Source organism: Kitasatospora sp. NPDC049258, from assembly GCF_040678895.1.
Taxonomy (GTDB): Bacteria; Actinomycetota; Actinomycetes; order Streptomycetales; family Streptomycetaceae; genus Kitasatospora.
The window spans coordinates 69,152-91,147 of the sequence record NZ_JBFAQT010000014.1 but is presented as its reverse complement, the minus strand read 5'-3'; the positions used below and the strand labels follow the sequence as shown (position 1 = coordinate 91,147).

Annotated in this window: 19 protein-coding genes; 7 read left to right on the top strand and 12 right to left on the bottom strand. The window is 74.7% G+C overall.

What is annotated here, in order from left to right; all coding sequences use genetic code 11:
* Positions 1–374: 374 nt before the first annotated feature.
* A complete protein-coding gene (locus tag AB0K43_RS14745; protein WP_363639527.1) occupies positions 375–1,589 on the top strand; it encodes an MFS transporter in 1,215 nt (404 codons plus the stop codon).
* A gap of 49 nt (positions 1,590–1,638) precedes the next feature.
* Here AB0K43_RS14745 and AB0K43_RS14740 read toward each other — a convergent pair whose 3' ends face one another.
* The 6 genes from AB0K43_RS14740 to AB0K43_RS14715 all read right to left on the bottom strand — a co-directional run bounded on the left by AB0K43_RS14740 (position 1,639) and on the right by AB0K43_RS14715 (position 7,276).
* Positions 1,639–2,667 (bottom strand): LacI family DNA-binding transcriptional regulator, encoded by a 1,029-nt coding sequence (locus AB0K43_RS14740; RefSeq protein ID WP_363639525.1) that lies wholly within the window; start codon positions 2,665–2,667, stop codon positions 1,639–1,641.
* Positions 2,668–2,672: 5 nt separating this feature from the next.
* Complete coding sequence (locus tag AB0K43_RS14735) at positions 2,673–2,987, bottom strand: DUF4229 domain-containing protein (RefSeq protein WP_363639523.1); 315 nt, start codon at positions 2,985–2,987, stop codon at positions 2,673–2,675.
* Between the two features lie 124 nt (positions 2,988–3,111).
* The gene (locus AB0K43_RS14730; RefSeq protein ID WP_363639521.1) at positions 3,112–3,639 is read right to left on the bottom strand and encodes a GNAT family N-acetyltransferase; all 528 of its coding nucleotides are present in this window, start codon (positions 3,637–3,639) and stop codon (positions 3,112–3,114) included.
* Between the two features lie 10 nt (positions 3,640–3,649).
* Positions 3,650–4,963 (bottom strand): MFS transporter, encoded by a 1,314-nt coding sequence (locus AB0K43_RS14725; protein WP_363639519.1) that lies wholly within the window; start codon positions 4,961–4,963, stop codon positions 3,650–3,652.
* Between the two features lie 58 nt (positions 4,964–5,021).
* On the bottom strand, positions 5,022–6,290 hold the full coding sequence (locus AB0K43_RS14720) for an MFS transporter (RefSeq protein ID WP_363639517.1): 1,269 nt from the start codon (positions 6,288–6,290) through the stop codon (positions 5,022–5,024).
* A gap of 497 nt (positions 6,291–6,787) precedes the next feature.
* The gene (locus AB0K43_RS14715; RefSeq protein WP_363639515.1) at positions 6,788–7,276 is read right to left on the bottom strand and encodes an ATP-binding protein; all 489 of its coding nucleotides are present in this window, start codon (positions 7,274–7,276) and stop codon (positions 6,788–6,790) included.
* A gap of 534 nt (positions 7,277–7,810) precedes the next feature.
* Here AB0K43_RS14715 and AB0K43_RS14710 point away from each other — a divergent pair.
* Entirely contained in the window at positions 7,811–9,073 is a 1,263-nt protein-coding gene (locus tag AB0K43_RS14710; protein ID WP_363639513.1) for a sigma factor, read from the top strand.
* 19 nt (positions 9,074–9,092) lie between these two features.
* Here AB0K43_RS14710 and lysA read toward each other — a convergent pair whose 3' ends face one another.
* From lysA to AB0K43_RS14695, 3 genes are all read right to left on the bottom strand, one after another.
* Entirely contained in the window at positions 9,093–10,361 is a 1,269-nt protein-coding gene (gene lysA / locus AB0K43_RS14705; protein ID WP_363639511.1) for a diaminopimelate decarboxylase, read from the bottom strand.
* A 388-nt stretch (positions 10,362–10,749) separates the two neighbouring features.
* The gene (gene purU, locus AB0K43_RS14700; protein ID WP_363639509.1) at positions 10,750–11,616 is read right to left on the bottom strand and encodes a formyltetrahydrofolate deformylase; all 867 of its coding nucleotides are present in this window, start codon (positions 11,614–11,616) and stop codon (positions 10,750–10,752) included.
* Positions 11,617–11,776: 160 nt separating this feature from the next.
* Positions 11,777–12,283 carry a hypothetical protein gene (locus tag AB0K43_RS14695; protein ID WP_363639507.1) on the bottom strand — a complete coding sequence of 169 codons (507 nt, stop codon included), beginning with the start codon at positions 12,281–12,283 and terminating at the stop codon, positions 11,777–11,779.
* Between the two features lie 194 nt (positions 12,284–12,477).
* On the opposite strand from AB0K43_RS14695, the gene AB0K43_RS14690 reads away from it, so the two are divergent.
* The gene (locus AB0K43_RS14690) at positions 12,478–13,818 is read left to right on the top strand and encodes an ABC transporter substrate-binding protein (RefSeq protein WP_363639505.1); all 1,341 of its coding nucleotides are present in this window, start codon (positions 12,478–12,480) and stop codon (positions 13,816–13,818) included.
* Positions 13,819–13,953: 135 nt separating this feature from the next.
* Here AB0K43_RS14690 and AB0K43_RS14685 read toward each other — a convergent pair whose 3' ends face one another.
* Positions 13,954–15,159, bottom strand: coding sequence for a hypothetical protein (locus AB0K43_RS14685; RefSeq protein WP_363639503.1), 1,206 nt, complete (start codon positions 15,157–15,159; stop codon positions 13,954–13,956).
* A gap of 158 nt (positions 15,160–15,317) precedes the next feature.
* Complete coding sequence (locus AB0K43_RS14680) at positions 15,318–16,694, bottom strand: transcriptional regulator (RefSeq protein WP_363639501.1); 1,377 nt, start codon at positions 16,692–16,694, stop codon at positions 15,318–15,320.
* Positions 16,695–17,013: 319 nt separating this feature from the next.
* Here AB0K43_RS14680 and AB0K43_RS14675 point away from each other — a divergent pair, with 319 nt between their 5' ends.
* Positions 17,014–17,703, top strand: a complete 690-nt coding sequence (locus AB0K43_RS14675; protein WP_363639499.1) for a bifunctional DNA primase/polymerase — start codon at positions 17,014–17,016, stop codon at positions 17,701–17,703.
* Positions 17,704–18,341: 638 nt separating this feature from the next.
* On the opposite strand, the gene AB0K43_RS14670 is transcribed toward AB0K43_RS14675, so the two are convergent.
* A complete protein-coding gene (locus AB0K43_RS14670) occupies positions 18,342–19,034 on the bottom strand; it encodes a metal-dependent transcriptional regulator (RefSeq protein WP_363639497.1) in 693 nt (230 codons plus the stop codon).
* Between the two features lie 200 nt (positions 19,035–19,234).
* Here AB0K43_RS14670 and AB0K43_RS14665 point away from each other — a divergent pair, with 200 nt between their 5' ends.
* The 3 genes from AB0K43_RS14665 (at position 19,235) to AB0K43_RS14655 (ending at position 21,996) form a co-directional block, all read left to right on the top strand.
* Positions 19,235–19,984, top strand: coding sequence for an SIS domain-containing protein (locus AB0K43_RS14665; protein ID WP_363639495.1), 750 nt, complete (start codon positions 19,235–19,237; stop codon positions 19,982–19,984).
* A 159-nt stretch (positions 19,985–20,143) separates the two neighbouring features.
* Positions 20,144–21,082: a DUF4231 domain-containing protein gene (locus AB0K43_RS14660; protein WP_363639493.1), complete on the top strand. Its 939-nt coding sequence runs from the start codon at positions 20,144–20,146 to the stop codon at positions 21,080–21,082.
* 47 nt (positions 21,083–21,129) lie between these two features.
* A complete protein-coding gene (locus AB0K43_RS14655) occupies positions 21,130–21,996 on the top strand; it encodes an alpha/beta hydrolase (protein ID WP_363639491.1) in 867 nt (288 codons plus the stop codon).

The window sequence follows — 21,996 nt, the reverse complement described above, 5'->3', positions numbered from 1 at the left end:
GGGAGGTCAGACGGGGGATGGGGCACTGCTCCGGCGGCACGGCGGGAGGGGCGGACGGGGGTCCGGGGCCTCAGGAAGGGCGTGCCGCCTCGGTACAGCAGCGGGAGCGGCAGCGGCCGGAGCCGTCCACGGCACCGGGCAGGCACGCACAGCGGGCGGCGAGCGGAGCGCTCGTCCCGGGCTGGGGTGCGGTGCCTGCGGTGGTCATGGCCGGTAGATTAGCAATAAATCTTTGAGATCTTCAAAGTACTAGTTTGAACTGCGTTGACGAACCACCGGGCGGGCCACCGCACCCGCCGGATTGACCCTGGGCAGTTATACGTATAACTTGACTGGTGCCCCCTTGCCCCCGCCTGCCCAGGAGACCGAACGCCATGGGCTATCTCGCCCTGCTCCGCGCCCCGCACGTCACCCGACTGCTGCTGGGCACCCTGCTGGGCCGACTGCCCGCAGGCATGACCGCGCTGGTCATCGCCCTGGCCCTGCGCGAGGCCGGCGCCCCGTACAGCAGGATCGGGCTGGCCACCGCCGCGTACGCGATCGCCGCCGCCGTCGGCGGGCCGGTGCTCGGGCGGATCGTGGACCGCACCGGGCAGCCCCGGGTGCTGATCGCCTCCGCCGTGGTCGCCGGGTTCGGCTACGCGCTGCTCGCCCTCGCCCCCGGCTCGCCGCTCGCCGCGCCGGTCGGGGCCGCGATCGCCGGGCTGGCGATGCCGCCGCTCGAACCCTGCCTGCGCTCGCTGTGGCCGGCCGTGGTCGAGGAGGAGCAGCTGGACACCGCCTACGCCTTCGACTCCGCCTCCCAGCAGGTGCTGTACGTGGCCGGACCGCTCGCCGTGGCCGCACTGGCCGCCGCCTTCGGCCCGTCCACCGCGCTGTGGACGGCGGCCGCGCTCGGGCTGCTCGGCGCGCTGGTGGTCGCCACCACCGCCCCGGCGCGCGCCTGGCAGGCACCGCCGAGGGCCGCCTCCGCCGGGCTGCTCGGCCCGCTGCGCTCCCCCGGCCTGGTGCTGCTGCTGCTCGGACTGGCCGGGGCCGGCTGGACGGTGGGCGCGCAGAACGTGCTGTTCATCGCGTACGCCGAGGACCACCCCGGCGGCCTGCCCGGTGGCGCCGGCAGCCTGCTGGCGCTCGCCGCGCTCGGCGGTCTGGTGGGCGCGCTGGTCTACGGCGCGCTGCCGTGGCGGATCAGCACCGCCACCCGGACCTGGACGATCGCGCTGGCGATGGCCGCCAGCTACCTGCCGCTGCTGCTGCTCCCCGGTCCGGCCGCGATGGCCGGCCTGGCCCTGCTCTCCGGGATCGCCCTGGCCCCGCTGCTGGCCGCCGCCTTCGTCCTGGTGGCCGAGCTGGCGCCGGCCGGCACGGTGACCGAGGCCTTCGCCTGGCTGGTCACCCTGTTCGCCACCGGCAACGCGGCCGGCTACGCGGTCTCCGGGCTGCTGGCCACCGACTCGCTGCCCTCGGTGGCGCTCTGCGCGACGGCCGGGATCGGCCTGGGCGGCGTGCTGCTGTTCGGCTGCCGCGGCCGCCTGCGGGCCGTCCCCGCACCGGCCGCCGCCGCGCCGGAGCACGTGCGCGCCGCCTGATCCCCCGGCCCTCGGCCGGCCCCGGCCCGGTGCCCGACCGGGCGCCCGGTCAGCCGGCCGGAGCGGTCGAGCTGCGCAGCACCAGCGAGGTGGCCAGCGGCGCTACGGCGGTGGCCCCCTCGCCGCGCAGCAGGGCGGCGAGCGCGGTGACCCCGGCCCGGCCGAGCTCCTCGCCGGGCAGGTCGACGGTGGTGAGCGGCGGGGCCAGCAGCTCGGCCACCGGGATGTTGTCGAGGCCGACCACCGACACGTCGGCCGGGATCCGCAGCCCGAGCTCGGCGGCGGCCTGGTAGAGCCCGGACGCCACCACGTCGTCGTCACAGACCACGGCGCGCGGCCGGTCCGGGCCGCCGAGCAGCCGGTGCGCGGCCTCGAAGGCGGCCTGCCGGCCCTCGTTCAGGCTGACCCCCGCCTCCACCACCGCGAGCCCCGCGGTGGCCTGCTCGAAGGCGGCCTGCCGGACCCGGAAGGTGTACGCGCTGTGGGTCGAGCGCAGATGGCCGATCCGCCGGTGTCCGAGCGCCACCAGGTGCTCGACCGCGCCGCGCATCCCGCCGGCGACGTCGAGTTCGACGGTCGGGCGGCCGCGGTTGACCGCCGGGTCGGCGTCCAGGAAGACCGCGGGGGTGTCGGGGGGCAGCTCGCCGAGCTGGCTGTCGTCCGGGGAGCAGACCAGCAGGCCGTCGAAGCGGCTGGTGGCGGCGGCGTCCGCGAGGGTGGCGCTGCCCCAGCCACTGCTGACCACCACGGCCAGGCCGTGCCGGCCGGCCTCCTCGTGGACCCCGGTCAGCACCCGGCCGAAGAAGGGGCCGAGCAGGTTGGGCACCGCGAGCAGGATCATCCCGCTGCGGCCCAGCCGGAGCTGCCGGCCGGCCGCCTGCGGACGGTAGCCGAGACTGCGGGCGGCCTCCCGGATCCGCTCCCGGGTCGCCTCGGAGACCCGGTGGCCGGCGTCCGAGCCGGAGAACACCAGCGACACGGTGGCCTGCGAGACACCGGCCAGGCGCGCCACGTCACGGCCGGTGGGCCGTTTCGGCGGGGTCGGGGCGGCGGCCGGGCCGGCCTCGGACGGTGGCACCAGGGTCAGTTCCGGACAGCGGCGCGGGCGGCCTCGTCGGCCTCGTCCTCCTGCGCGTTCTGAGCGGCGGTACGGGCCCGGATGGTGTCGACCTTCGCGCTGATCTGCGCGGACATCTCGTCCCGCTGCTTGCTCAGCAGCACGTAGCTGATCGGCGCGGAGACCAGGCCGGCGAGCAGCACCAGGAACACCACACCGGTGCTGCCGGTCACCGGGATGACGCCGAAGTGGCCCAGCAGCAGCGCGATCAGCAGGCAGCCGAGGAAGATGCTGACCCGCAGGGAGGTGTAGCGGAGCGTGGCGTGCGTCTTGCTGCTCACGGGTGGAGGTCCTAACTGCCAGGGGTAAGGCGGGCAACGCGGGCGCCCACGGGCGCGCCCTCCAGTGAAGCATGCCGAACGGCGGAGCCGGCCGACAGCCTGGACCCCACCCGCCCGAGCGGCCTCAGCGCAGCGCCAGCCACATCGTCACGTCGTCCCGGTCGTCCCCCTCGGCGACCCGTATCGCGCCCGGCACCCGGCCGACCTCGCGGTAGCCGCACCGGGCGTAGAAGTCCTCCAGCCCCAGCCCGCCGCGCAGGGTCAGCTTCAAGCCGGACAGGCCCCAGCCGCGGGCGACCCGCTCCGCCTCGGCGAGCAGCGCGGCGCCGTAGCCGCGGCCCTGGAGGTCGGGGTGCACCATGACCCGCTTGAGCAGCCGCCAGTGATCCATCAGTTCGAACCGCATGGACTCGAAGAACAGCAGCCCGGCCAGCCGCCCGCTCTGCGCCTCGTACGCGACCAGCAGCCGGTCCGGCTGCCCCGGGCCGAGGCCGGCGAACTGCCGCTCGGCCACCGGGCGGACCCGCTGCGGGCTCACCGGCGGGACGAAGCCGACGGCGCCGCCCGCGTTGCTGGCCTGCGCCCACAGCGTGACGACGGCGGACCGCAGTTCGGGGGTGAGGTCCGGATCGAGGCGGAAGCGGAGGGTCATGATCCGCAGGCTACCCGGCGGCTGCGGCGGCCGGGACGGCCGGCCCGCGGCGGGCCAGGGCCAGGCAGAGCAGGACGGCCAGCCCGCACAGCCCGCCCGCGACGTACCAGGCCAGGTCGTAGTCGCCGAAGCGGTCGCGGGCCAGGCCCGCCAGCGAGGCGACCACCGCGGCACCGACCTGGTGCGCGGCCAGCACCCAGCCGAAGACCACCGGGGCATCGGCGCCGAAGTGCCGGCGGCAGAGCGCGATGGTGGGCGGGACGGTGGCCACCCAGTCCAGCCCGTAGAAGATCACGAAGGCCAGGATCGGCGGGTGCAGCGAGTCGGCGAACAGCTGCGGCAGGAAGAGCAGCGAGACGCCGCGCAGCGCGTAGTAGGTGACCAGCAGGGCCCGGGAGTCGAAGCGGTCGGTGAACCAGCCGCTGGCCACGGTGCCTGCCACGTCGAAGACACCGACCAGGGCGAGCAGGCCGGCCGCGGTGGTGACGGGCATGCCGTGGTCGTGCGCGGCCGGGATGAAGTGGGTGCCGACCAGGCCGTTGGTGGTGGCGCCGCAGATCGCGAACGAGCCGGCCAGCAGCCAGAACGCCCGTGTCCTGGCCGCCTCCTTCAGCACCCGCAGCGAGCGGGCCAGCGCACTGCCGGTGACCGCGGGCGGGGCGGGCTGCTCCTGCGCGCCGAGCGGCAGCAGACCGAGGTCGGCGGGCCGCTCGCGCATCAGCAGCAGCACCGGGACGGCGACCGCGGTGGCCGCCAGCGAGACCACCACCACGGCGGTGCGCCAGCCGTGTTCGGTGACCAGGGCGGCCAGCACCGGCATGAAGACCAGGTTGCCGGCCGCGCCGGCGGCCGTGAGCACGCCGGTGACCAGGCCCTGGTGGGCCTGGAACCAGCGGCCGGTGATGGTGGTGGCGAAGGCCCCCGCCATCGAGCCGCTGCCGAGGCCGACCAGCACGCCCCAGCAGAGCACCAGTTGCCAGGGCTCGGTCATCAGCACCGTCAGCCCGGAGCCGGTGGCGATCAGCAGCAGCGCGCAGACCGTCACCAGCCGGACCCCGAAGCGGTCCATCAGCGCGGCCGCGAACGGCGCGGTCAGCCCGTACAGCGTGAGGTTGACCGAGACCGCGCTGGAGACGGTGGCGTGCGACCAGCCGAACTCGCTGTTGAGCGCGTCCATCATCAGGCCGGGGGTGGAGCGGAAGCCGGCCGAGCCGACCAGCACGACCAGCGCGACGCCGGCCACCACCCAGGCGTAGTGCAGGCGGGGAGGGCTCGCGGGGGCCGGGGCGGCGTCGGTCTGCGGTGGGGTGCTCAGATCGGTCACGCACCGAGTGTCCGGGCTCGGGGCCGGGGCGAACGAGGGGCCTGACTGCCAGGTTTCGTCAGGATCGGGCCACCGGGGCCGCGGCCGCCCGGCGCAGACCCCGGATCGGCGGGGTGAGCAGCAGGGCGGCGACCACCAGCAGGGCGACCGCGCCGCCGGCAGCGAGCACCGCGCGCGTGCCGAAGGCATCGGCGGCCGGGCCCGCCAGGGCGGCGCCGAGCGGGAACATGCAGACCGAGCCGGCCACCTCGTAGGCGTGGATCCGGTTGAGCACCTCGCCGGGCACCTGGGTCTGCACGCTGGTCGCCCACATCACGCCCCAGAAGGTCACCCCGGCGCCGGAGAGCAGTTGGGCGGGCACCAGCAGCGGCACCGGGAGGGCCAGCGCGAGCGCGAACTGGTAGGCGGGGAAGGCGATCAGGGCGAGCGCACCGCCGGCCAGCGGACGGGCGGGCTTGACCCGGATCGCCAGCACCCCGCCGAGGACGGTGCCCGCGCCGAAGGCGCAGTTCAGCAACCCGTAGACGGTGGAGCCGTACTGCGGCACCACCACGCCGGCCGCCAGCGGCAGCATCGGGCCCCAGGAGAGCACGGTGAAGAACATCCAGATCACGATCACGCCCCACATCCAGCCGCGGGACCTGAACTCGTGCCAGCCGACCACCAGGTTGCGCAGCAGGCTGTCGCCGGCCGGCGGGGCGGGCACCCGGCCGAGCCGCAGCGAGAGCAGGCACAGCGCGCTGACCCCGTAGGTGGCGGCGGCGATCACCATCACCCAGCCGGTGGCGGCGGCGCCGGCGAGCACGCCGGCGAGCGCCGGGCCGAGCAGGGTGGTGACGGCCTCGGAGATCCGCAGGACGCCGTTGGCGCCCTGGACGTCGCGGGCGACCAGCGGGACGGTGGAGGCGGCCCCGGGCTGGAACATCGCGGCGGCGGTGCCGGCCACCGCGAGCAGGGCGTAGAGCTGCCAGAGCTGGTCGACGCCGCGGAAGAAGACCAGCGCGAGCAGGGCCCGGGCGACCAGGTTGAGCAGGTCGGCGGCGATCATCAGCCGGCGGGCGGTGAACCGGTCCGCCAGCACCCCGCCGACCAGCACCAGACCGGCGAACGGGGCCATCAGGAAGGCCATCGCGTAGCCGACCGTGCCGAGCGGGTACCCGGCGGCGAGCAGGCCGGCCGAGACGGCGACCGGGAGCATGGCGTCGCCGAGCAGGCCGGCGCTGCGGGCGGTGAAGTAGAGCCGGAAGCCGGCGGACCAGATGGCGGGGCCCGGTGCGGCGGGGGCGGCCGTGCGGGGGTGGGCGTCCTGCAGTTCGGGAGCGGTCACAGGAGAAGTTTTGGTGTAGACCACTGCGAATATCCAGTGGTTTCCGGATCACTTCGCCATCACGATGCGGGCGGCGGCGAGCGGGGTGGCGAGCGGGCCGGCCGCGCACTCGCGCCGGCCCGGACGGCGGCCGCCGTGCGCGCCCCGAGCACGGCGCGGCGGACCGCCATCCGACCTGGCGCCCGAGCCCTGAAGCCGCGCGCCGGCGCTCCGCACTCGTCGAGGTGGCAGGACCCGGGCGGCAGGCAGCGACTGTCCCCCTGTGCCCGCACCGGCCGGATGTCGCCTCGACGTCCCCTCGCAACGGAGAGCTGCACCCAAGAGTGATCAGTCGGATACGTCACGTCAATGGGTTGTCCGAAATTCGGAATGGTTGCGGCGCACTTGTCCCGGGGTGGCGCACGGCGGCGGTCTGCGGCGCGCCGGATGCGCCCCAGGAGCGGGACGGGGCGTCAGGGGTGCCCGCGGCGGGTGCGGCGGCGGTGGCGGACGGGACGTCAGAGGGCGAACACGGCGCTCGGCTCGACCGCGTGGTCCGGCGGACAGCTCTGCGCCTGCGGGTCGATCTCGCACCAGACCCGCTTGCCGGAGCCGTCCGGGTACCAGCCCCACCGGACGCAGAGCAGCTCGACCAGTTCCAGCCCCCGCCCGTTGGTGGCCTCCCCGCCGGCGTGCCGGGGCGCGGGGGCGACCAGGCTGGCGTCCGCCACCTCGACCCGGACCGGCACGCAGGTGGCCGGGTCGGCGGGCCCGCCCCCGGCCGGACGGGCCCCGGGCACCGGCATGGACAGCCGCAGCACGGCCGGACAGCCGGTGTGCACCACCGCGTTGGTGACCAGCTCCGACACCACCAGCACCAGCGTCTCGGCGACCGGCGCGTCCGGGTCCAGGCCGTGGCCCTTCAGCCGGGCCCGCACCCACCGCCGGGCCCGGCCGACCTCGGACGGGTCCGCCTGGACCGCCAGCTGAACCTGAAGTACCTGCACCGCTTCACCACCCGCACTCGGTATTCGGCCCGGTAGTCGGCCGCTCTCCCTGCTGCCCGGACCGGACGGGCCGGGGCCCTGGCCACACCGGTACGGCCGGCCGCGCACCGTGGGATCGCCTGCCGGGCTGCCCATGGCTTCGGCACGAATACGCCTCAGGATGATTCCGCAGCTCGGCCGCAGCAAGCGCTTCAGGCATATTCCAGCGATCGGGGGACAGCTCGGTGCATACTGTCCCGCTCACCCTGGCGAGCGTCGCACCGGTGAACGCCCGCCCGGGTCATGCCCTCCTGCGCCCTTCGGCGCGAGCGATACGAAGGTACCGCCGCGCCGTGGGTACCTCCCGGTAGCCACGAGCGAACCACCCTTCCTCCATATGTCCGGGCCGTCTCGAACACCCCCCCTGCGGGCCGGGATCCGCCCGGCGGCCGCGCCGCAGCGGCCTCCCCCCTCTTCCGGGGAATGCGACCCCGGCCCGCACCGGAAGGGCTACCGTTGAGTAGGGCCGCCCGGGGACACGGAGGGGGCAGGGCCATGTCCGATCGCGCCCCGAGCCGCGGCGAGCAGGTGCGGCAGCGGCTGCTGGACGGCGAGGAGAGCGCCCTCGGCGAGCTCTACGACCGGTACGCCCCGCTGGTGCACGGCCTGGCCTGGCGGATCACCGACGATCAGGACGCGGCCGAGCAGCTCACCCGCGAGGTCTTCGGCACCCTCTGGCAGCACCCCCACGCGCTCGGCGCGGCCGCCGGCCCGCTGCGCCCCCGGCTGGCCGAGCTCACCCGGCGGCTGGCCGCCGGCCCGCTCGACCCGCGGGACCTGCTGCGCCCGCAGCACCCGCTCGGCCCGCAGGACCCGACGGACCGGGAGGAGTCGGCAGGCCGGGAGGACTCGCTGGGCCCGGACGAGGGCCTGCGCCGGCAGGTGCTGGAGTGCTGCCTGGCCAGGCGGGCCGCCGAGCGCCCGCTGCCGCCGTGGGCCGCGCCGTTCGCGGCCGAGGCCGCCAAACTCGACGCGCTGCTGCGCGACCTCGGCCCCGGCGAGTGGCAGGAGGTCGCCGAACTGCCCTGGCACGGTGGCACCCAGCGCTGGCGGCCGGCCCAGGTGCTCTGCCACCTGGCGGCCGTCGACGGCTACCTGGCCCCCGCGCTCGGCCTGCCGGACCCGGTGCCGGGCGCCGGGCAGGGGGCCGGCCCGCGGGTGCCCGAGCAGCACCGGCCCGACGACGTGCTCGGCCGCACCCGCAGCCTGATCGAGGACCGTCGGCACAGCGCCCCCACCGAGGTGCGGGAGTTGTGGCGCCGGCAGGGCCTCGACCTGCTCCGGGCGGCCGGGTCGGGCGCCGACGGCGGCGCCCCGGTGGACTACGGCTTCGCCCTGCTGCCGCTCGCGGACGCCTTCCTGGACCGGGCGTTCGAGTGCTGGATCCACGGCGACGACCTCGCCCGGGCGGTCCACTACCCGTACGCCCCGCCGGCGCCGCAGCACCTGCGGCTGCTGGTCGACCTGGCCGCCCGGATGCTGCCGCACCTGCTGGCCGCGCTGCCCGGGAGCTCCCCCGGCACCGGCCGGCTGCTCCGGCTGGTGATCGACGGACCGGCGTCCGGCGAGTGGCGGATCCCGCTCGACGGGGCGGACGACGGCAGGCCGCCGACCGCCGAGATGGTGCTGGACGGCCTGGAGTTCTGCTACCTGGCGGCCGCCCACCGCGACCCGGACCAGCTGCCGGTGGGGCGCCAGGGTGACCGCGCGGCGATCCGCGAGGTGCTGCACGCCGTGCCGCTGCTCTCCCGGCCCTGAGCCGCCGGCCCCCGGCGGGCTACAGCCCGCTCTCCAGCGCCAGCAGGTCGGCCACCGACTGCCGACGGCGGATCAGCCTGGTCCGCTCCCCGTCCACCAGCACCTCCGGTATCAGCGGGCGGGAGTTGTAGAGCGAGGACATGCTCGCCCCGTACGCCCCGGTGTCGTGGAACACCACCAGGTCGCCGATCTCCGCACGCGGCAGCGGCACCGGCTCCACGTCGCCGCCGGCCGCCTGGGTGAAGACGTCGCCCGACTCGCACAGCGGCCCGGCCAGCACGGTGTCCCGCAGCTCGGTGCGGCGGAGCTCGCCACCCGGCGCCAGCACCGAGGCGCGGTGGCTGCTGCCGTACATGGCGGGCCGCATCAGGTCGTTGAAGCCCGCGTCGACCAGCACGAACTGGTTGCTGCCGACCGGCTTGTGGGCCCGCACCTCGGCCGCCAGCAGCCCGGCGCCGGCCACCAGGAACCGGCCCGGCTCGATCTCCAGGCGCACCGGGTGGCCGAGTTCGGCGGCGATCTCGGCCCGGGCCGAGTCCCACAGTCGGAAGTAGCGGTCGGTGTCGACCTCGGGCTGCCCGGCCGCGTACGGCACCGACAGCCCGCCGCCGGCCGAGATCGCCCGGATGTCCCGGCCGGCCATCCTGACCTGCTTGACCATGGTCTCGCAGACCGCCTCCAGGTGGCCGTAGTCCACCCCGGAGCCGATGTGCATGTGGAAGCCGACCAGATCCAGCCGGTGACGCTCGGCCAGGTCGAGGGCTTCGGCCAGGTGCTCGTGCCAGATGCCGTGCTTGCTCTGCTCGCCGCCGGTGTTGGTCTTGCGGCTGTGGCCGTGGCCGAAGCCCGGGTTGATCCGCAGCCACACCGGGTGGCCCGGGGCGGCGCGCCCGAGCTGCTCCAGCATCTGCGGGGAGCCGGCGTTGACCGGGATGCCCAGCTCGACCACCCGGCGCAGGGTGGGGCGGTCCAGCAGGTCGGCGGTGAAGACGATCGGGTCGTCCGCCCCACCGGGCCGGTAGCCGGCGGCCAGGGCGCGCTCGACCTCGCCGGCCGACACCGAGTCCACCAGCACGCCCTGCTCGCGCATCAGCCGCAGGATGTGGATGTTGGAACAGGCCTTCTGGGCGAAGCGGATCACGTCGAACCGCCGCAGCCGGGCGATCTGGTCGCGGATCAGGCCGGCCTCGTAGAGCCAGACCGGGGTGCCGAACTCCTCGGCGATCCGGGCGATCCGGGGGCCGTCGACGGCCCCGGGGAATTCCTCGGCACCGGTGGCGGTCGTCATGGGCATTCCTTCGCGCGGGTCGTCAGCGGGACCGGGCGCACCGCCACCGGAATCGGGGACGCGGAATCACCGAATTCCGATCACGGTACGGGTCGGGGGCCACCCGGCGGTCTCCCCCGTTCGGCGGCGCCACGTTACCTCTGCGGACGGGCCCCGAAGAAACCGGAGTTGACGCCCGGAGCCGCGCCGGAAAGGGGATTCTGCGGCCTTTCCGGCATTCCGGCGGAGTACTTCCGGAACACCGCGCGACAGCACGCACGAACCGGCCGGAGCGCGCCCGGGAAAAAGAAATCCTGCGGCCGCCCGGGCGTTCTCGGGCCGGGAGTTCTCGGGCCGGGAGTTCTCAGGCCGGGCGCTCTCAGGCCGGGAGTTCTCAGGCCGGGCGCTCTCAGGCGAAGACCACCGTGCGGGTGCCGTTCAGCAGCACGCGGTGCTCGCTGTGCCACTTGACCGCCCGGGCCAGCGCCTGGCACTCGACGTCCCGGCCGAGTGCGACCAGCTGGTCCGGGGTCACGTCGTGGGTGACCCGGGCCACCTCCTGCTCGATGATCGGGCCCTCGTCCAGGTCGGCGGTGACGTAGTGCGCGGTGGCACCGATCAGCTTCACGCCCCGGGTGTGCGCCTGGTGGTACGGCTTGGCGCCCTTGAAGCTCGGCAGGAAGGAGTGGTGGATGTTGATCACCCGGCCGGAGAGCTCCTTGCACAGCCGGTCGGAGAGCACCTGCATGTACCGGGCCAGCACCACCAGGTCGACCTTCTCGTCGGCCACCAGGTCCAGCAGCTGCTGCTCGGCCTCGGGCTTGTTGTCCCGGGTGACCGGCAGGTGGTGGAACGGGATGCCGTAGGACTCGGTCAGCTCGCGGAAGTCGGTGTGGTTGGAGACCACGCCGGCGATCTCCACCGGCAGCGCGCCGATCCGGGTGCGGAACAGCAGGTCGTTCAGGCAGTGGCCGAACTTGGAGACCATCAGCAGCACCCGCATCCGCTCGCTGCTCGGGTGGATCTGCCAGTCCATCCGGAACGAGGCGCCGATCGCCGCGAAGCTGGCCCGCAGCTTGTCCGCGTTGACCGGCTGCTCGGCCGCGAAGTGCACCCGCATGAAGAACAGCCCGCTGTCGCCGTCACCGAACTGCTGGCTGTCGATGATGTTGCAGCCGGTCATGAAGAGGTAGCTGGACACCGCGTGGACGATCCCCTGCTTGTCCGGGCAGGACAGGGTGAGGACGTACTGGACGGGGGCGGACTGCTCTTCCACGGTTGCGGTTCCCCTGGTTCTCGGTTCTGGAGCTGGACGCGGACGGCCGACGGACGGACAAGCCTGTCACAGATCGGCCGCCCGCCGCCGACACCGACCGCACCGCGAGACCTGGCACCACCCGCCACCCGCCACCCGCGCCGCCGCGCCGGCCCGGGCGCTACGCGCTCCGGGTGAGGATCCGCAGCACCTCCAGGGAGCGCGGCGGGGCGTCCGGGTCCTCGCCGTCGGCGATCGCCAGGTGGGCGTGCGCCGCGCGGGCCGCGCCGACCGCCTCCGGCCAGCCGGGGTGGCCGAGGTACGCGGCGGCGGGCGCGTCCGCGCCGACCTCGTGCAGGATCCGCAGCACCCGCAGCACGGCGGCATCCACCAGGGCCGCCTCGGTGGTGTCACGCACCACGGTGCCGAGGTACTTCTCGGCCGGCCAGCGGTCCAGCCAGCTGTCCTCGACCAGCCGGTAGACGGCGTCGGTGACGTCGCCGTACCCGGCGCGGCCGGCCAGCCAGGTCTCCTGCTGGAAGGCGGGGTCGGACAGCATGTGCAGCGCCGACCGCAACCGGGCTCGCCAACGCCACCAGGGCAGGTCGTTCAAGGGCATGCCGCCCATCGTGCTCGACCGGTGCCCCGTTCGAGAAGGGGGTCGGGCGGACCGATACCGAGAATCCATGCTGTCGGACATAAGAATCGATCGTACGTTCCCACCTCGCACCTGATCTACACGCGTCACCTCTCGCTGTTCCACCGGCGTTGACCTGGTGTTCTTTTCCCCGCCCTCTCCGCTTGCCCGTCCGGGTCAAGGCTGGTCCGCGCCGGACCGGCGCGCGGCGCACGGAAGGCAGCAACCCGGGAGGGCACACCGACATGACACGGACCGGATCAGTCGACCGCACCGCACCGACCGACCGACCGGAGTCCGCACCGGCGACCGCACCGGGGACCGGCACCCGCCACCCCCGCCGCACCGCCGGCGCCCTGGCCGCGGCCGCCGCGCTGCTGCCCGCCCTGCTGGCCACCTCGGCCTGCGGCGGGCCGGCCGACGCCGCCGCGGCGGGCCGCACCGAGCTGACCGTGATGACCTGGGCCCCGTCCGGCACCGGCGCCACCGACCGGCCCGGCATGACCGCGCTGGCCGAGGCGATCGGCCGCGAGCTCAACAGCACCGGCGGCCTCGGCGGCCACAAGCTGCGGGTGCTCACCTGCAACGAGCAGAACACCGCCGACGGGGTCGCCGCCTGCGCCCAGCAGGCGATCGACGCCCACGTGGTCGCGGTGATCGGCTCGTACAGCCAGTACGGCAGCGACTTCATGCCGGCGCTGGAGCGCGCGGGCATCCCGTACCTCGGCGGCTACGGGCTCTCCTCGCCCGAGTTCAGCAGCCCGCTGTCCTACCCGGTGGCCGGCGGCAGCCCCGCCCTGATCGCGGGCAGCGGCCGGCAGCTGGTCGACGCCGGCTGCAAGAGCGTGGCCCTGATCCGCCCCGACACCCGCGCCGGCGACACCCTGGTGAACTACCTCAGCGGCGCGCTCAAGCCCGCCGGGGTCAAGCTGACCGACGTCCCGGCGCCGGAGAAGTCCAACAACTACACCGACTACGCCCGCCGGGCGATCGGCGACGACCGGGCCGGCAACTGCGTGATCAGCGCGCTCGGCTCCGAGCCGACCTCCAACCTGCTCGACCCGTACCGGCGGCTCGCCCCCAAGCACACCCAGCTGGCCTCGGTGATCGGCAGCTTCCAGCAGTCGGTGGTGGACGCCACCGGCGGCGACGCCGGTCCGCTGCGCGGCGCCTACGCGACCGGCTGGTACCCGGCCGAGTCCTCGCCGGTCTGGGACGCGCTGCGCAAGACCGCTCGCGGCTTCGGCACCGGCCAGGCCATGATCGACCCCTCCGACCCCGGGGTGCAGACCACCTGGGTCGCCTACGAGGTGTTCCGGCAGGCCGCCGGGCGGGCCGACAAGAGCAAGCCGCTGACCGCCCGGGCACTGACCAACGTGCTCGACAGCGGCGAACCGATCGAGACCGGCGGCGCCACCCCGCCGCTCAGCTGGGGCCTGACCAACATGCTGCCGAGCGCCGACTCACCGCGGCTGGTGAACACCTCGGTGACCTTCCAGCAGGTCCAGGGCGGCCGGCTGGTCGAGCAGCGCCAGGGCTTCGTGGACGTGCGCTGGGTGCTGGCGGGCGGCAAGCCCCCGGCCTGACCGGCCACCGGGGCGCGGACCCCCCGGGGGGAGGCCCGGGCGTAGCCCGCGGGAGCGACGGCGCCGTACCTTCCGGGTTCGCGCAGTTCCCCGCGCCCCTGGGGAGCGACCGCACCCCAGGGGCCCGGGGGGACGCTAGAGGTCGCTCTTGGCCTTGGTCGGCAGGCCGGTCTGGGCCGCGATCGCGTTCCAGAGGTCCGCGGCCGAGGTCTTGGCGGTGGTCGCCGTGCCGCTGGCCGCGTTGCCGTTCTTGGCGTGCGGGTTGTCGGACTGCTTGGCCGGGTCGCAGGCGGCGATCGAGTCACCCGCCCAGGCCGCGTACTCCTTGTCCGCGGTGGCCGACGCCTGCCAGGCGCTCTTCAGCTGGTCGACCAGCTGGGGGCCGGTCGGCAGCTTGTCGACCTTGAGCGCGGCCAGCTCGGTGACCAGCTGGTCGCGCTGGGCCGCGGCCGCGGTCAGGCCGGCCTGGGACTCCGGCAGCTTGTCGCACTTCTGCACCGAGGCCACCGCGCCGATCACGGCCTGGCGGCTGGCGCTGGCCTTGCCGAGCAGGTCCGACATGGCCTTCGCCTGGGCCTGCAGCTCCGGGCTGACCGCACCGGACCCGCCGGCGACGGGGGCGCTGCTGGCCGGCTTGGCGACCGGCGGCTGGCTGCCCTTGTCGTCCTTGCCGCCGCTCATCAGCACCACGACCAGGATGCCCGCCGCCACGCAGCCGGCCACCACCCCGCCGATGATCAGCTTCTGCGAGGGCCGGCCCCCGGCCGCGGAGCCGTGGCCCGGCTCGCCGGCCGGGTACCCCGGCCCCTGCTGCGGAACGCCGAACTGCTGCCCGCCGAAGGTCTGGGCGCCCTGCTCCACCCCGCCGAAGGTCTGCTGCCCGCCGTAGGAGGGCTGGGCGGCGCCGTACGGGGCCTGGGCCTGGCCGCCGTACGAGGGCTGGCCGCCGTACCCGGGCTGCGGCGGGGCGGCGGGGAAGGGCTGCGCCGCCCCGTAGCCCTGCTGCCCGCCCATCGACTGCTGGCCGCCCATCGGCTGCTGCGGCAGGCCGCCGCCGATGCCGGGCTCGCTGCGCGGGTAGGGCGGCAGGTGCTGCGTCTCGGGCGCCGGCTCCGGCTGGACGCCGTGCGGGGCCCCCTGGGGCGCGGGCTGCGGCGGGGCGCCCCAGTATTCGGGGCCACCGCCGGGAGCCTGCTGCTGGGGCGCCTGGGGCTGCTGCTGGGGCATCCCCGGCTGGGGCTGGCCGCCCTGCTGGTCACCCGGTGTTCCGGCCGGTTCGGGCCGGAACAGGTCGTCCATGTTGAAATCGTTCGAGTTGGAGTACGAGCGGCGTTGGCTCAACGCGGTTCCTCACCTGTGCACGGCCCCGGTCTCGCCCGGGCCTCTCGGTTCCTCCGCGCGCTCGCTGACGGCGGACCACAACTGCTGAGCCACGCTACCGGTTCACCCTGAGCGGTGACTACGCGGGCAGGCGCCTGCCCGCCTGCCCGCCGTCGGTCTCAGGCCGCCTCGCCCTCCGTCCGCGCGTGGAACTCGCGCACCGCCCGGTGCGCGCGGTACGGCTCCAGCCGGCTGCGGAAGTCGTCCAGGTACTCCACCCCCCGGTTGGAGCGCAGCCCGCTCAGCAGCCGGACCGCCTCCGCGCCGGTCTGGCAGGCGCGTTCCAGATCGCGCTGCTGGAGCTGGGCGGTGGCCAGCAGCACCAGGTCCACCGCCCGGCGGCGCACCCGGTGGGCGGGGTGCAGTTCGAGCGCGGTGCGGGCGTACTGCTCGGCCTTCTCGCCCTGCTGGAGGTCGCGGTGACAGTGCGCCAACTCGTCCGCCAGGTAGGCCTCGTCGAAGTGCGCGATCCAGTCCGGGTCGTCCTCCGGCCGGCGGCGCTCCATCGCGGCGAGCGCCTTGGCGGCCACCGCCTCGCAGGCGGCGGTGTCGCCCAGCAGCGCGTGGCCGCGCGCCTCGGCGGCGTAGAACATCGCCATCGCGGTGGGGGTGGCCACCGAGCGGGCGCCCTCCTGGGCGGCGCGGGCGAGTTGGGCGATCTCACGCGGGTTGCCGAGGGTGGCGGCGAGGTGGCTCATCGAGGCGGCCAGCACGTAGCCGCCGTAGCCCCGGTCGTCGGCGGCCTGGGCGAGCCGCAGCGCCTGGATGTAGTACCGCTGGGCCAGGCCCGGCTGGGCGGTGTCCACCGCCATGTAGCCGGCCAGCTCGGTCAGCCGGGCGACGGCGCCGAAGAGCTGACGGCCGGTCTCCTCCCGGTAGGCGCCGCCGAGGAAGCCGGAGACCACGCTGTTCAGGTAGTGCACCACCACCGGGCGGACGTGCCCGCTGCCGAACCGGTGGTCCAGGTCGACCAGCATCTGGGTGGTGGCCCGGATCGCGGCCACGTCGGCCAGCCCGACCCGGGTGCCGCCGGTGCGGGCGACCACCGGGTCCGGCGGGGTGATCAGCCAGTCCCGGCTCGGCTCGACCAGCGCCGAGGCGGCGACGGCGGCCCCGGCCAGGAAGTCCCGCCGGCCGACGTCGCTGCGCCACAGCTCGCAGACCTGCTCCAGGGCGGCCGGCAGGTTGGCGGCGAACTGCAGGCCCACCGCCGAGCTGAGGTTCTTGCCGTCGGCCATGCCGATCTCCTCGACCGTGACACCACGGCCGAGTTTGCGCCCCAGTGCCTCGGCGATCACGGCCGGCGCCTGGCCGCGCGGCTGCTGGCCGCGCAGCCAGCGGGCGACCGAGGTCTTGTCGTAGCGCAGGTCCAGCCCGTGCTCGGCGCCGCACAGGTTCACCCGGCGGGCGAGGCCCGCGTTGGAGCAGCCCGCCTCCTGGATGAGCTGCTGCAGCCGCTCGTTGGGCTCTCGTGCGACGAGTGGTCTCGCGGCCATTGGGCTTCGCCTCCCCTACGCCACCCCGGCCACGGCCGGAGGGCGTACGACTCTGGTGCTCGCTTGCCGATGCGCCGACCGGCAGGCGGCATGGGCCGCCACCGGGGTACGGCGACACCAGCGCAATACCCACGGTGACGGGTCCACTCCCCTTGCGCCCTGCTGAATGCCCCAGTGCGCCCCTCCTGCGCCCGTTACGAGGGCCGGTCGAGGCGGCCGGAAATCACCCGTCTCACCGGTACGGGTGACATCTCCCGTTCGGCGCTGACCACCCTCCGCCCGCCCGTAACCCCGCCCACCGACGGTAGTTGAGCAGCACGTGGAAGACACCCCAGGAGCCCCCGAGCAGGGTCTGCCCCCGCTCCTCATCGAAGCCGTCAGTTACGCGGAGGACCGCCACTGGGAGGTCGTCCCGGGAGCGTGGCTGATCGACGGCGACGGGCCGGCCCGCTGCTCGTGCGGCGAACGGTGCGAGCTGCCCGGCGCGCACCCGGTCGGCGAGGACTGGCACCGCCGGGCCAGCGCCGGCCCCGGGGTGGTGCGCCGCTGGTGGACCGAGCACCCGCAGGCCTCGATCCTGCTGCCGACCGGCCGTTCCTTCGACGTGCTGGACGTGCCGGAGGTGGCGGGCTGCCTGGCGCTGGCCCGGATGGAGCGGATGGGGCTGCAGCTCGGCCCGGTGGTGGCCGTGCCGGCCTCGGCCGGGCAGCTCGGGCGGCGGCTGCACTTCCTGGTGCTGCCCGGGGTGCAGGCCAAGCTGGCGGAGATGCTGCGCACGCTCGGCTGGGGTTCGGGCCGGCTCGATCTGGCCGCCCGCGGCGAGGGGGACTGGATCGTGGCCCCGCCGTCCCGGATCGGCCCGTACAGCTTCGCCCAGTGGGCCCGGCCGCCGTCCGCGCTCAACCGCTGGCTGCCGGACGCCGCCGAGCTGATCAACCCGCTGGCCTACGCCTGCGGCCGGGAGGCCCCGGCCGCCCGGCCGGCCCACCAGCCCGCGGCGGTGCGCTGACCGGCCGCCGCCCCTGCACGGCCGCCCTGCGCCTATCGGGTGAGGGCGTGCTCCGCGCGACACCCCGCGCGCATCTGACGGGCCTTGCCTCCCACCGGAGGCGGGGCCCGTCAGACGCATGTCGGGGATAAGAGACCGATGTACCCGGTGATCGACCGCACAAGCCGCTCGGACGAGTGACAGCGCTCAAGGATTGCGGCGATCTGCCGAGTGGGAGGAATTGCAGCGAGAGGGGAGCGGGCGAGCCGGAGAGGAGAACACCGCGAGGGGGTGCTGGACCAGGGGTGCAGGGCCGGGCAGGCAGGGCCACGGGCGGGGTGCGAGGCAGGAGGGACGCAGCGCCGGGAGGACGCGGGGCCGGAGGGGTGCGAGGCCGGAGGGGTGCAGGGCCGGGGGTTGCAGGACCCGGGGGGTGGTGCCGAGGGGCGTTCGGACGGGGAAGCCGGATGCGGCACCGGGGGTCGGGGAGGTCGTGGTGCCCACCGCGCTCGGGGTGGTGGGGCGCCGCGGGATCAGGGAGGGACGGGGCGGGGAGCCCCAGGCCCGGCGCACGGGGATGCGCCGGGCCTGCGGGCTGCCCGGCGCATCGATCGGGCCGCGGCTGCGGCCGCCCGTACGCTCCTCGGTGGCGGCCCGGCTCAGATCTCGGCCACGAACACGTGCCCGGCGATCTCCTTGGGCAGCTCCACCGCGTTGTCGCCGTTGCCGACCAGCACCCCGCCGATCCCGGCCGTCACCTGGACCGTCGCCCCCGGGCGCACCCCGGCCCGGCGCAGCGTGAGCATCAGCTCGCCGTCGGTCTGGATCGGCTCGCCGATCCGGCGCACCACCACGGGGGTGCCCTGCTCGCCGACCCTCAGCGCCTCCAGGGTGGTCAGCGCGGCGTCGAAGCCCTCGCCCTCGGCCTTGGTGTCGCCCAGCTCGTCCAGGCCCGGGATCGGGTTGCCGTACGGGGACTGGGTCGGGTGGCCGAGCATCGCGAGCACCTTGCGCTCGACCGTCTCGCTCATCACGTGCTCCCAGCGACAGGCCTCCTCGTGCACCTGCTCCCACTCCAGGCCGATCACGTCGACCAGCAGACACTCGGCGATCCGGTGCTTGCGCATGACCCGGACGGCCAGTCTGCGGCCCTCGTCGGTCAGCTCCAGATGGCGGTCGCCCGCGACCTGGAGCAGGCCGTCACGCTCCATCCGGCCCACGGTCTGGCTCACCGTGGGGCCGCTCTGCTCCAGCCGCTCGGCGATCCGGGCGCGCATCGGGGTGATGCCCTCTTCCTCCAGCTCCAGAATGGTGCGGAGGTACATCTCAGTGGTGTCGATCAGACCAGACATCGCCCCTGGCTCCCAATCCTCGGTGTCCTCACCGCCAATTCTGACGTACCGAAGTGACAACCGATGTCGCCGGGCTGCTATGCCCCCCGCTTTTGGTGGCTGTTGACAGCGGACCACCCCAGGCAGCACGGTGCTCGCCAGATCTTTCTCCATACGCGGTCTGGACCACCGGGCCGCCCCCGCCCCTTGCTGGAGTTGCGATGACCGACCTGGTCGGGCAGTACTTCGACGCCGCCGTGGCCCACCTCGCGCGGGTGCGCACCGAGGAGGCGGAGCAGATCGAGGCCGCCGCGGAGTTGCTGGCCGGGGCGGTGGCGGACGGGCGCCGAATCTTCACCTTCGGCGCCGGCCACTCCTCGCTGGCCGCCCAGGACGTGGTCTACCGGGCCGGCGGCCTGGTGGTGATCAATCTGCTGAACGTGCCGGGGATGACCGGCGTCAACGTGATGCCCGCGCCGCTGGGCAGCGCGCTGGAGCGGGTCTCCGGGCTGGCCACCACCACCCTGGACCTGACCCCGGCGAGCAGCGGGGACCTGCTCTTCCTGATCTCGCTCTCCGGCCGCCAGGTGATGCCGGTCGAGCTGGCCCGGCACGCCCGGGGCCTGGGCATGCGGGTGGTCGGGGTCACCTCGCTGGCCTATCCGGCCGAGGTCTCCTCCAACCACCCGTCGGGCACCTTCCTCAAGGACAACTGCGACGTGGTGCTGGACAGCAAGATCGCGGTCGGCGACGGCGAGCTCTCGCACCCGGCGGCGGGGGTGCCGTTCGGCTCGGTCTCCACCATCGTCACCAGCGCGTTGATGCAGGCGGTGGTCGCCTCGGCGGTGGGCCGGCTGGCCGAGCGCGGGATCACCCCGCCGCTGTTCCGCTCGGGCAACGTGGACGGCGGGACGGAGTGGAACGCCAAGGTCATGGCCGACAACGCCGACCGCATCCTGTACGCCTACTGACCTCAACATCCTTCGTGGTCAACACCGTTGGTCGCAAGGGCGGGCCGGGCGAGGCGTATCAGGGCCCGGCCCCGGGAAGGATCCAGTCGTTCGGGTGCAGGGGCGACGGGGCGGCCGGGGGGCAGCATGGTGGCGGGGGCAGCGCGATCGATCGGCTGGGTGCGCGAGGACGAGCTGCTGCCCGAGCTGTTCTGGGCCTCGGATTCCGCCTCGCTCCAGGGGCAGCGCCGCTCGGTCGCGCTGTCGCGCTGGGAGCTGGTGCTGCTGGTGGTGGCCGCCGCCACGGGCTCGGCCGACGGCCGGCTGTGGGCCTGGACGGCCGCCTTCGCCTACCTGCTGACCCTGGCGATGGCCACGGTGGCCGCCCGGCAGAATCCGCAGCGGCTCTGGTACGACGGCCGGGCGATCGCCGAGTCGGTCAAGACGCTCTGCTGGAAGTACGCGGTGCAGGCGGACGCCTACCAGCCGCCGCCCAAGAAGCTGCCGGACGCCGAGCGGCTGTACGACGTCCAGCTCAAGGGCATCCTCGGCGAGTTCGAGACCGACCAGGTGATCCCCGAGATGTCCCGGATGGAGGCCGATCTGCTCTCCTGGCGGGAGCCGGCCCACCACCCGCAGATCACCGAGATGATGACCAGGCTGCGTGACCAGCCGCTGGAGGTGCGCCGCGAGGTGTACCTGCGGGAGCGGGTGCACGCCCAGCGGGAGTGGTACCGCGGCAAGGCGCAGCGCTGCCGCAACGCCGCCCGCCGGGCCGGGCGGCTGGCGATCGTGCTGCCGCTGCTGGGGCTGGCCCTGGCGGTGCTGCGGGCGCTGGGGTGGTTCACCTACGACGCGCTGGGCACCGTCTCCGCGGTCGCGGCCTCGGTGTCGGCCTGGGCGCAGCTGCGGCAGTACCGGCCGCAGGCGGCGGCGTACGGGCTGGCGGCGGACGAGCTGGCCAAGGTGGAGGCCCAGCTCACCCAGTTGAAGCTGGACTCCGAGCAGGCCGAGGACTACTGGGCGCGCCTGGCCCGGGACGCCGAGGACGCCATCTCGCGGGAGCACACCACCTGGCAGGCGCGGCGCGAGGTGCGCGGTCTGGACGTCCCCGGCTGATCGGCCCGGGACGTGACCTGTTCGGCGAGCGATCTGGAGGGCAACCGGTGGTGGCACGGACGGTCGAGGCACCGGGCGGGCGTGCGCTGGCGGTGGAGGTCTCCGGCGACCAGCAGGGCAGCCCGGTCTTCCTGCTGCACGGCACCCCGGGCAGCCGGGTGGGGCCGGCGCCGCGCAGCAGCGTGCTGTCCCGGATGGGGGTGCGGCTGATCTCGTTCGACCGGCCCGGGTACGGCGACTCCGACCGGCTGCCGGGGCGCCGGGTGGCCGAGGCGGCGGCGGACGTGCTGGCGATCGCCGACGGGCTGGGGCTGGCGGAGTTCGCGGTGGCGGGGCGCTCCGGCGGCGGGCCGCACGCACTGGCCTGCGCGGCGCTGCTGCCGGAGCGGGTGTCCCGGGTGGCGGCGCTGGTCAGCCTGGCGCCGCGGAACGCCGAGGGGCTGGACTGGTACGGCGGGATGACCCCGTCGAACGTCCGGGAGTACCACCACGCCGAGCGCGGGCTGCTGCGGATCGAGGACGCCTTCCAGCTCCGGTCCCGGGTGATCAAGCGCGATCCGGTCCGGCTGATCAAGGACCTGGTGCCCGAGCTCCCGCCCACGGACCGGACGGTGGTGACCGACCCGGGGATCCGCCGGATGCTGCTGAGCACCTACCGGCAGGCCTTCCGGTACGGCGCCTTCGGCTGGATCGACGATGTGCTGGCCTTCACCACGGACTGGGGCTTCCGGGTGGAGGACATCCGGGTGCCGGTGCGGCTGTGGCACGGCGCGGACGACCAGTTCTCGCCGGTGGACCACTCGCGCTGGCTGGCCGACAACATCCCGGGCGCCGAGCTCTACCTGGAGCCCGGGGCGGCGCACTTCGGGGCGTTCGAGGAGATCACCTCGACGCTCAAGTGGCTGGCCGGCTGA

Excerpts from the sequence above, each read along its gene's own strand:
- AB0K43_RS14665 (WP_363639495.1), top strand. The coding sequence starts at position 19,235 with ATGACCGACCTGGTCGGGCAGTACTTCGACGCCGCCGTGGCCCACCTC.
- AB0K43_RS14670 (WP_363639497.1), bottom strand. The coding sequence starts at position 19,034 with ATGTCTGGTCTGATCGACACCACTGAGATGTACCTCCGCACCATTCTG.
- AB0K43_RS14730 (WP_363639521.1), bottom strand. The coding sequence starts at position 3,639 with ATGACCCTCCGCTTCCGCCTCGATCCGGACCTCACCCCCGAACTGCGG.
- AB0K43_RS14695 (WP_363639507.1), bottom strand. The coding sequence starts at position 12,283 with ATGGATTCTCGGTATCGGTCCGCCCGACCCCCTTCTCGAACGGGGCAC.
- lysA (WP_363639511.1), bottom strand. The coding sequence starts at position 10,361 with ATGACGACCGCCACCGGTGCCGAGGAATTCCCCGGGGCCGTCGACGGC.
- AB0K43_RS14745 (WP_363639527.1), top strand. The coding sequence starts at position 375 with ATGGGCTATCTCGCCCTGCTCCGCGCCCCGCACGTCACCCGACTGCTG.
- AB0K43_RS14710 (WP_363639513.1), top strand. The coding sequence starts at position 7,811 with ATGTCCGATCGCGCCCCGAGCCGCGGCGAGCAGGTGCGGCAGCGGCTG.
- AB0K43_RS14690 (WP_363639505.1), top strand. The coding sequence starts at position 12,478 with ATGACACGGACCGGATCAGTCGACCGCACCGCACCGACCGACCGACCG.
- AB0K43_RS14680 (WP_363639501.1), bottom strand. The coding sequence starts at position 16,694 with ATGGCCGCGAGACCACTCGTCGCACGAGAGCCCAACGAGCGGCTGCAG.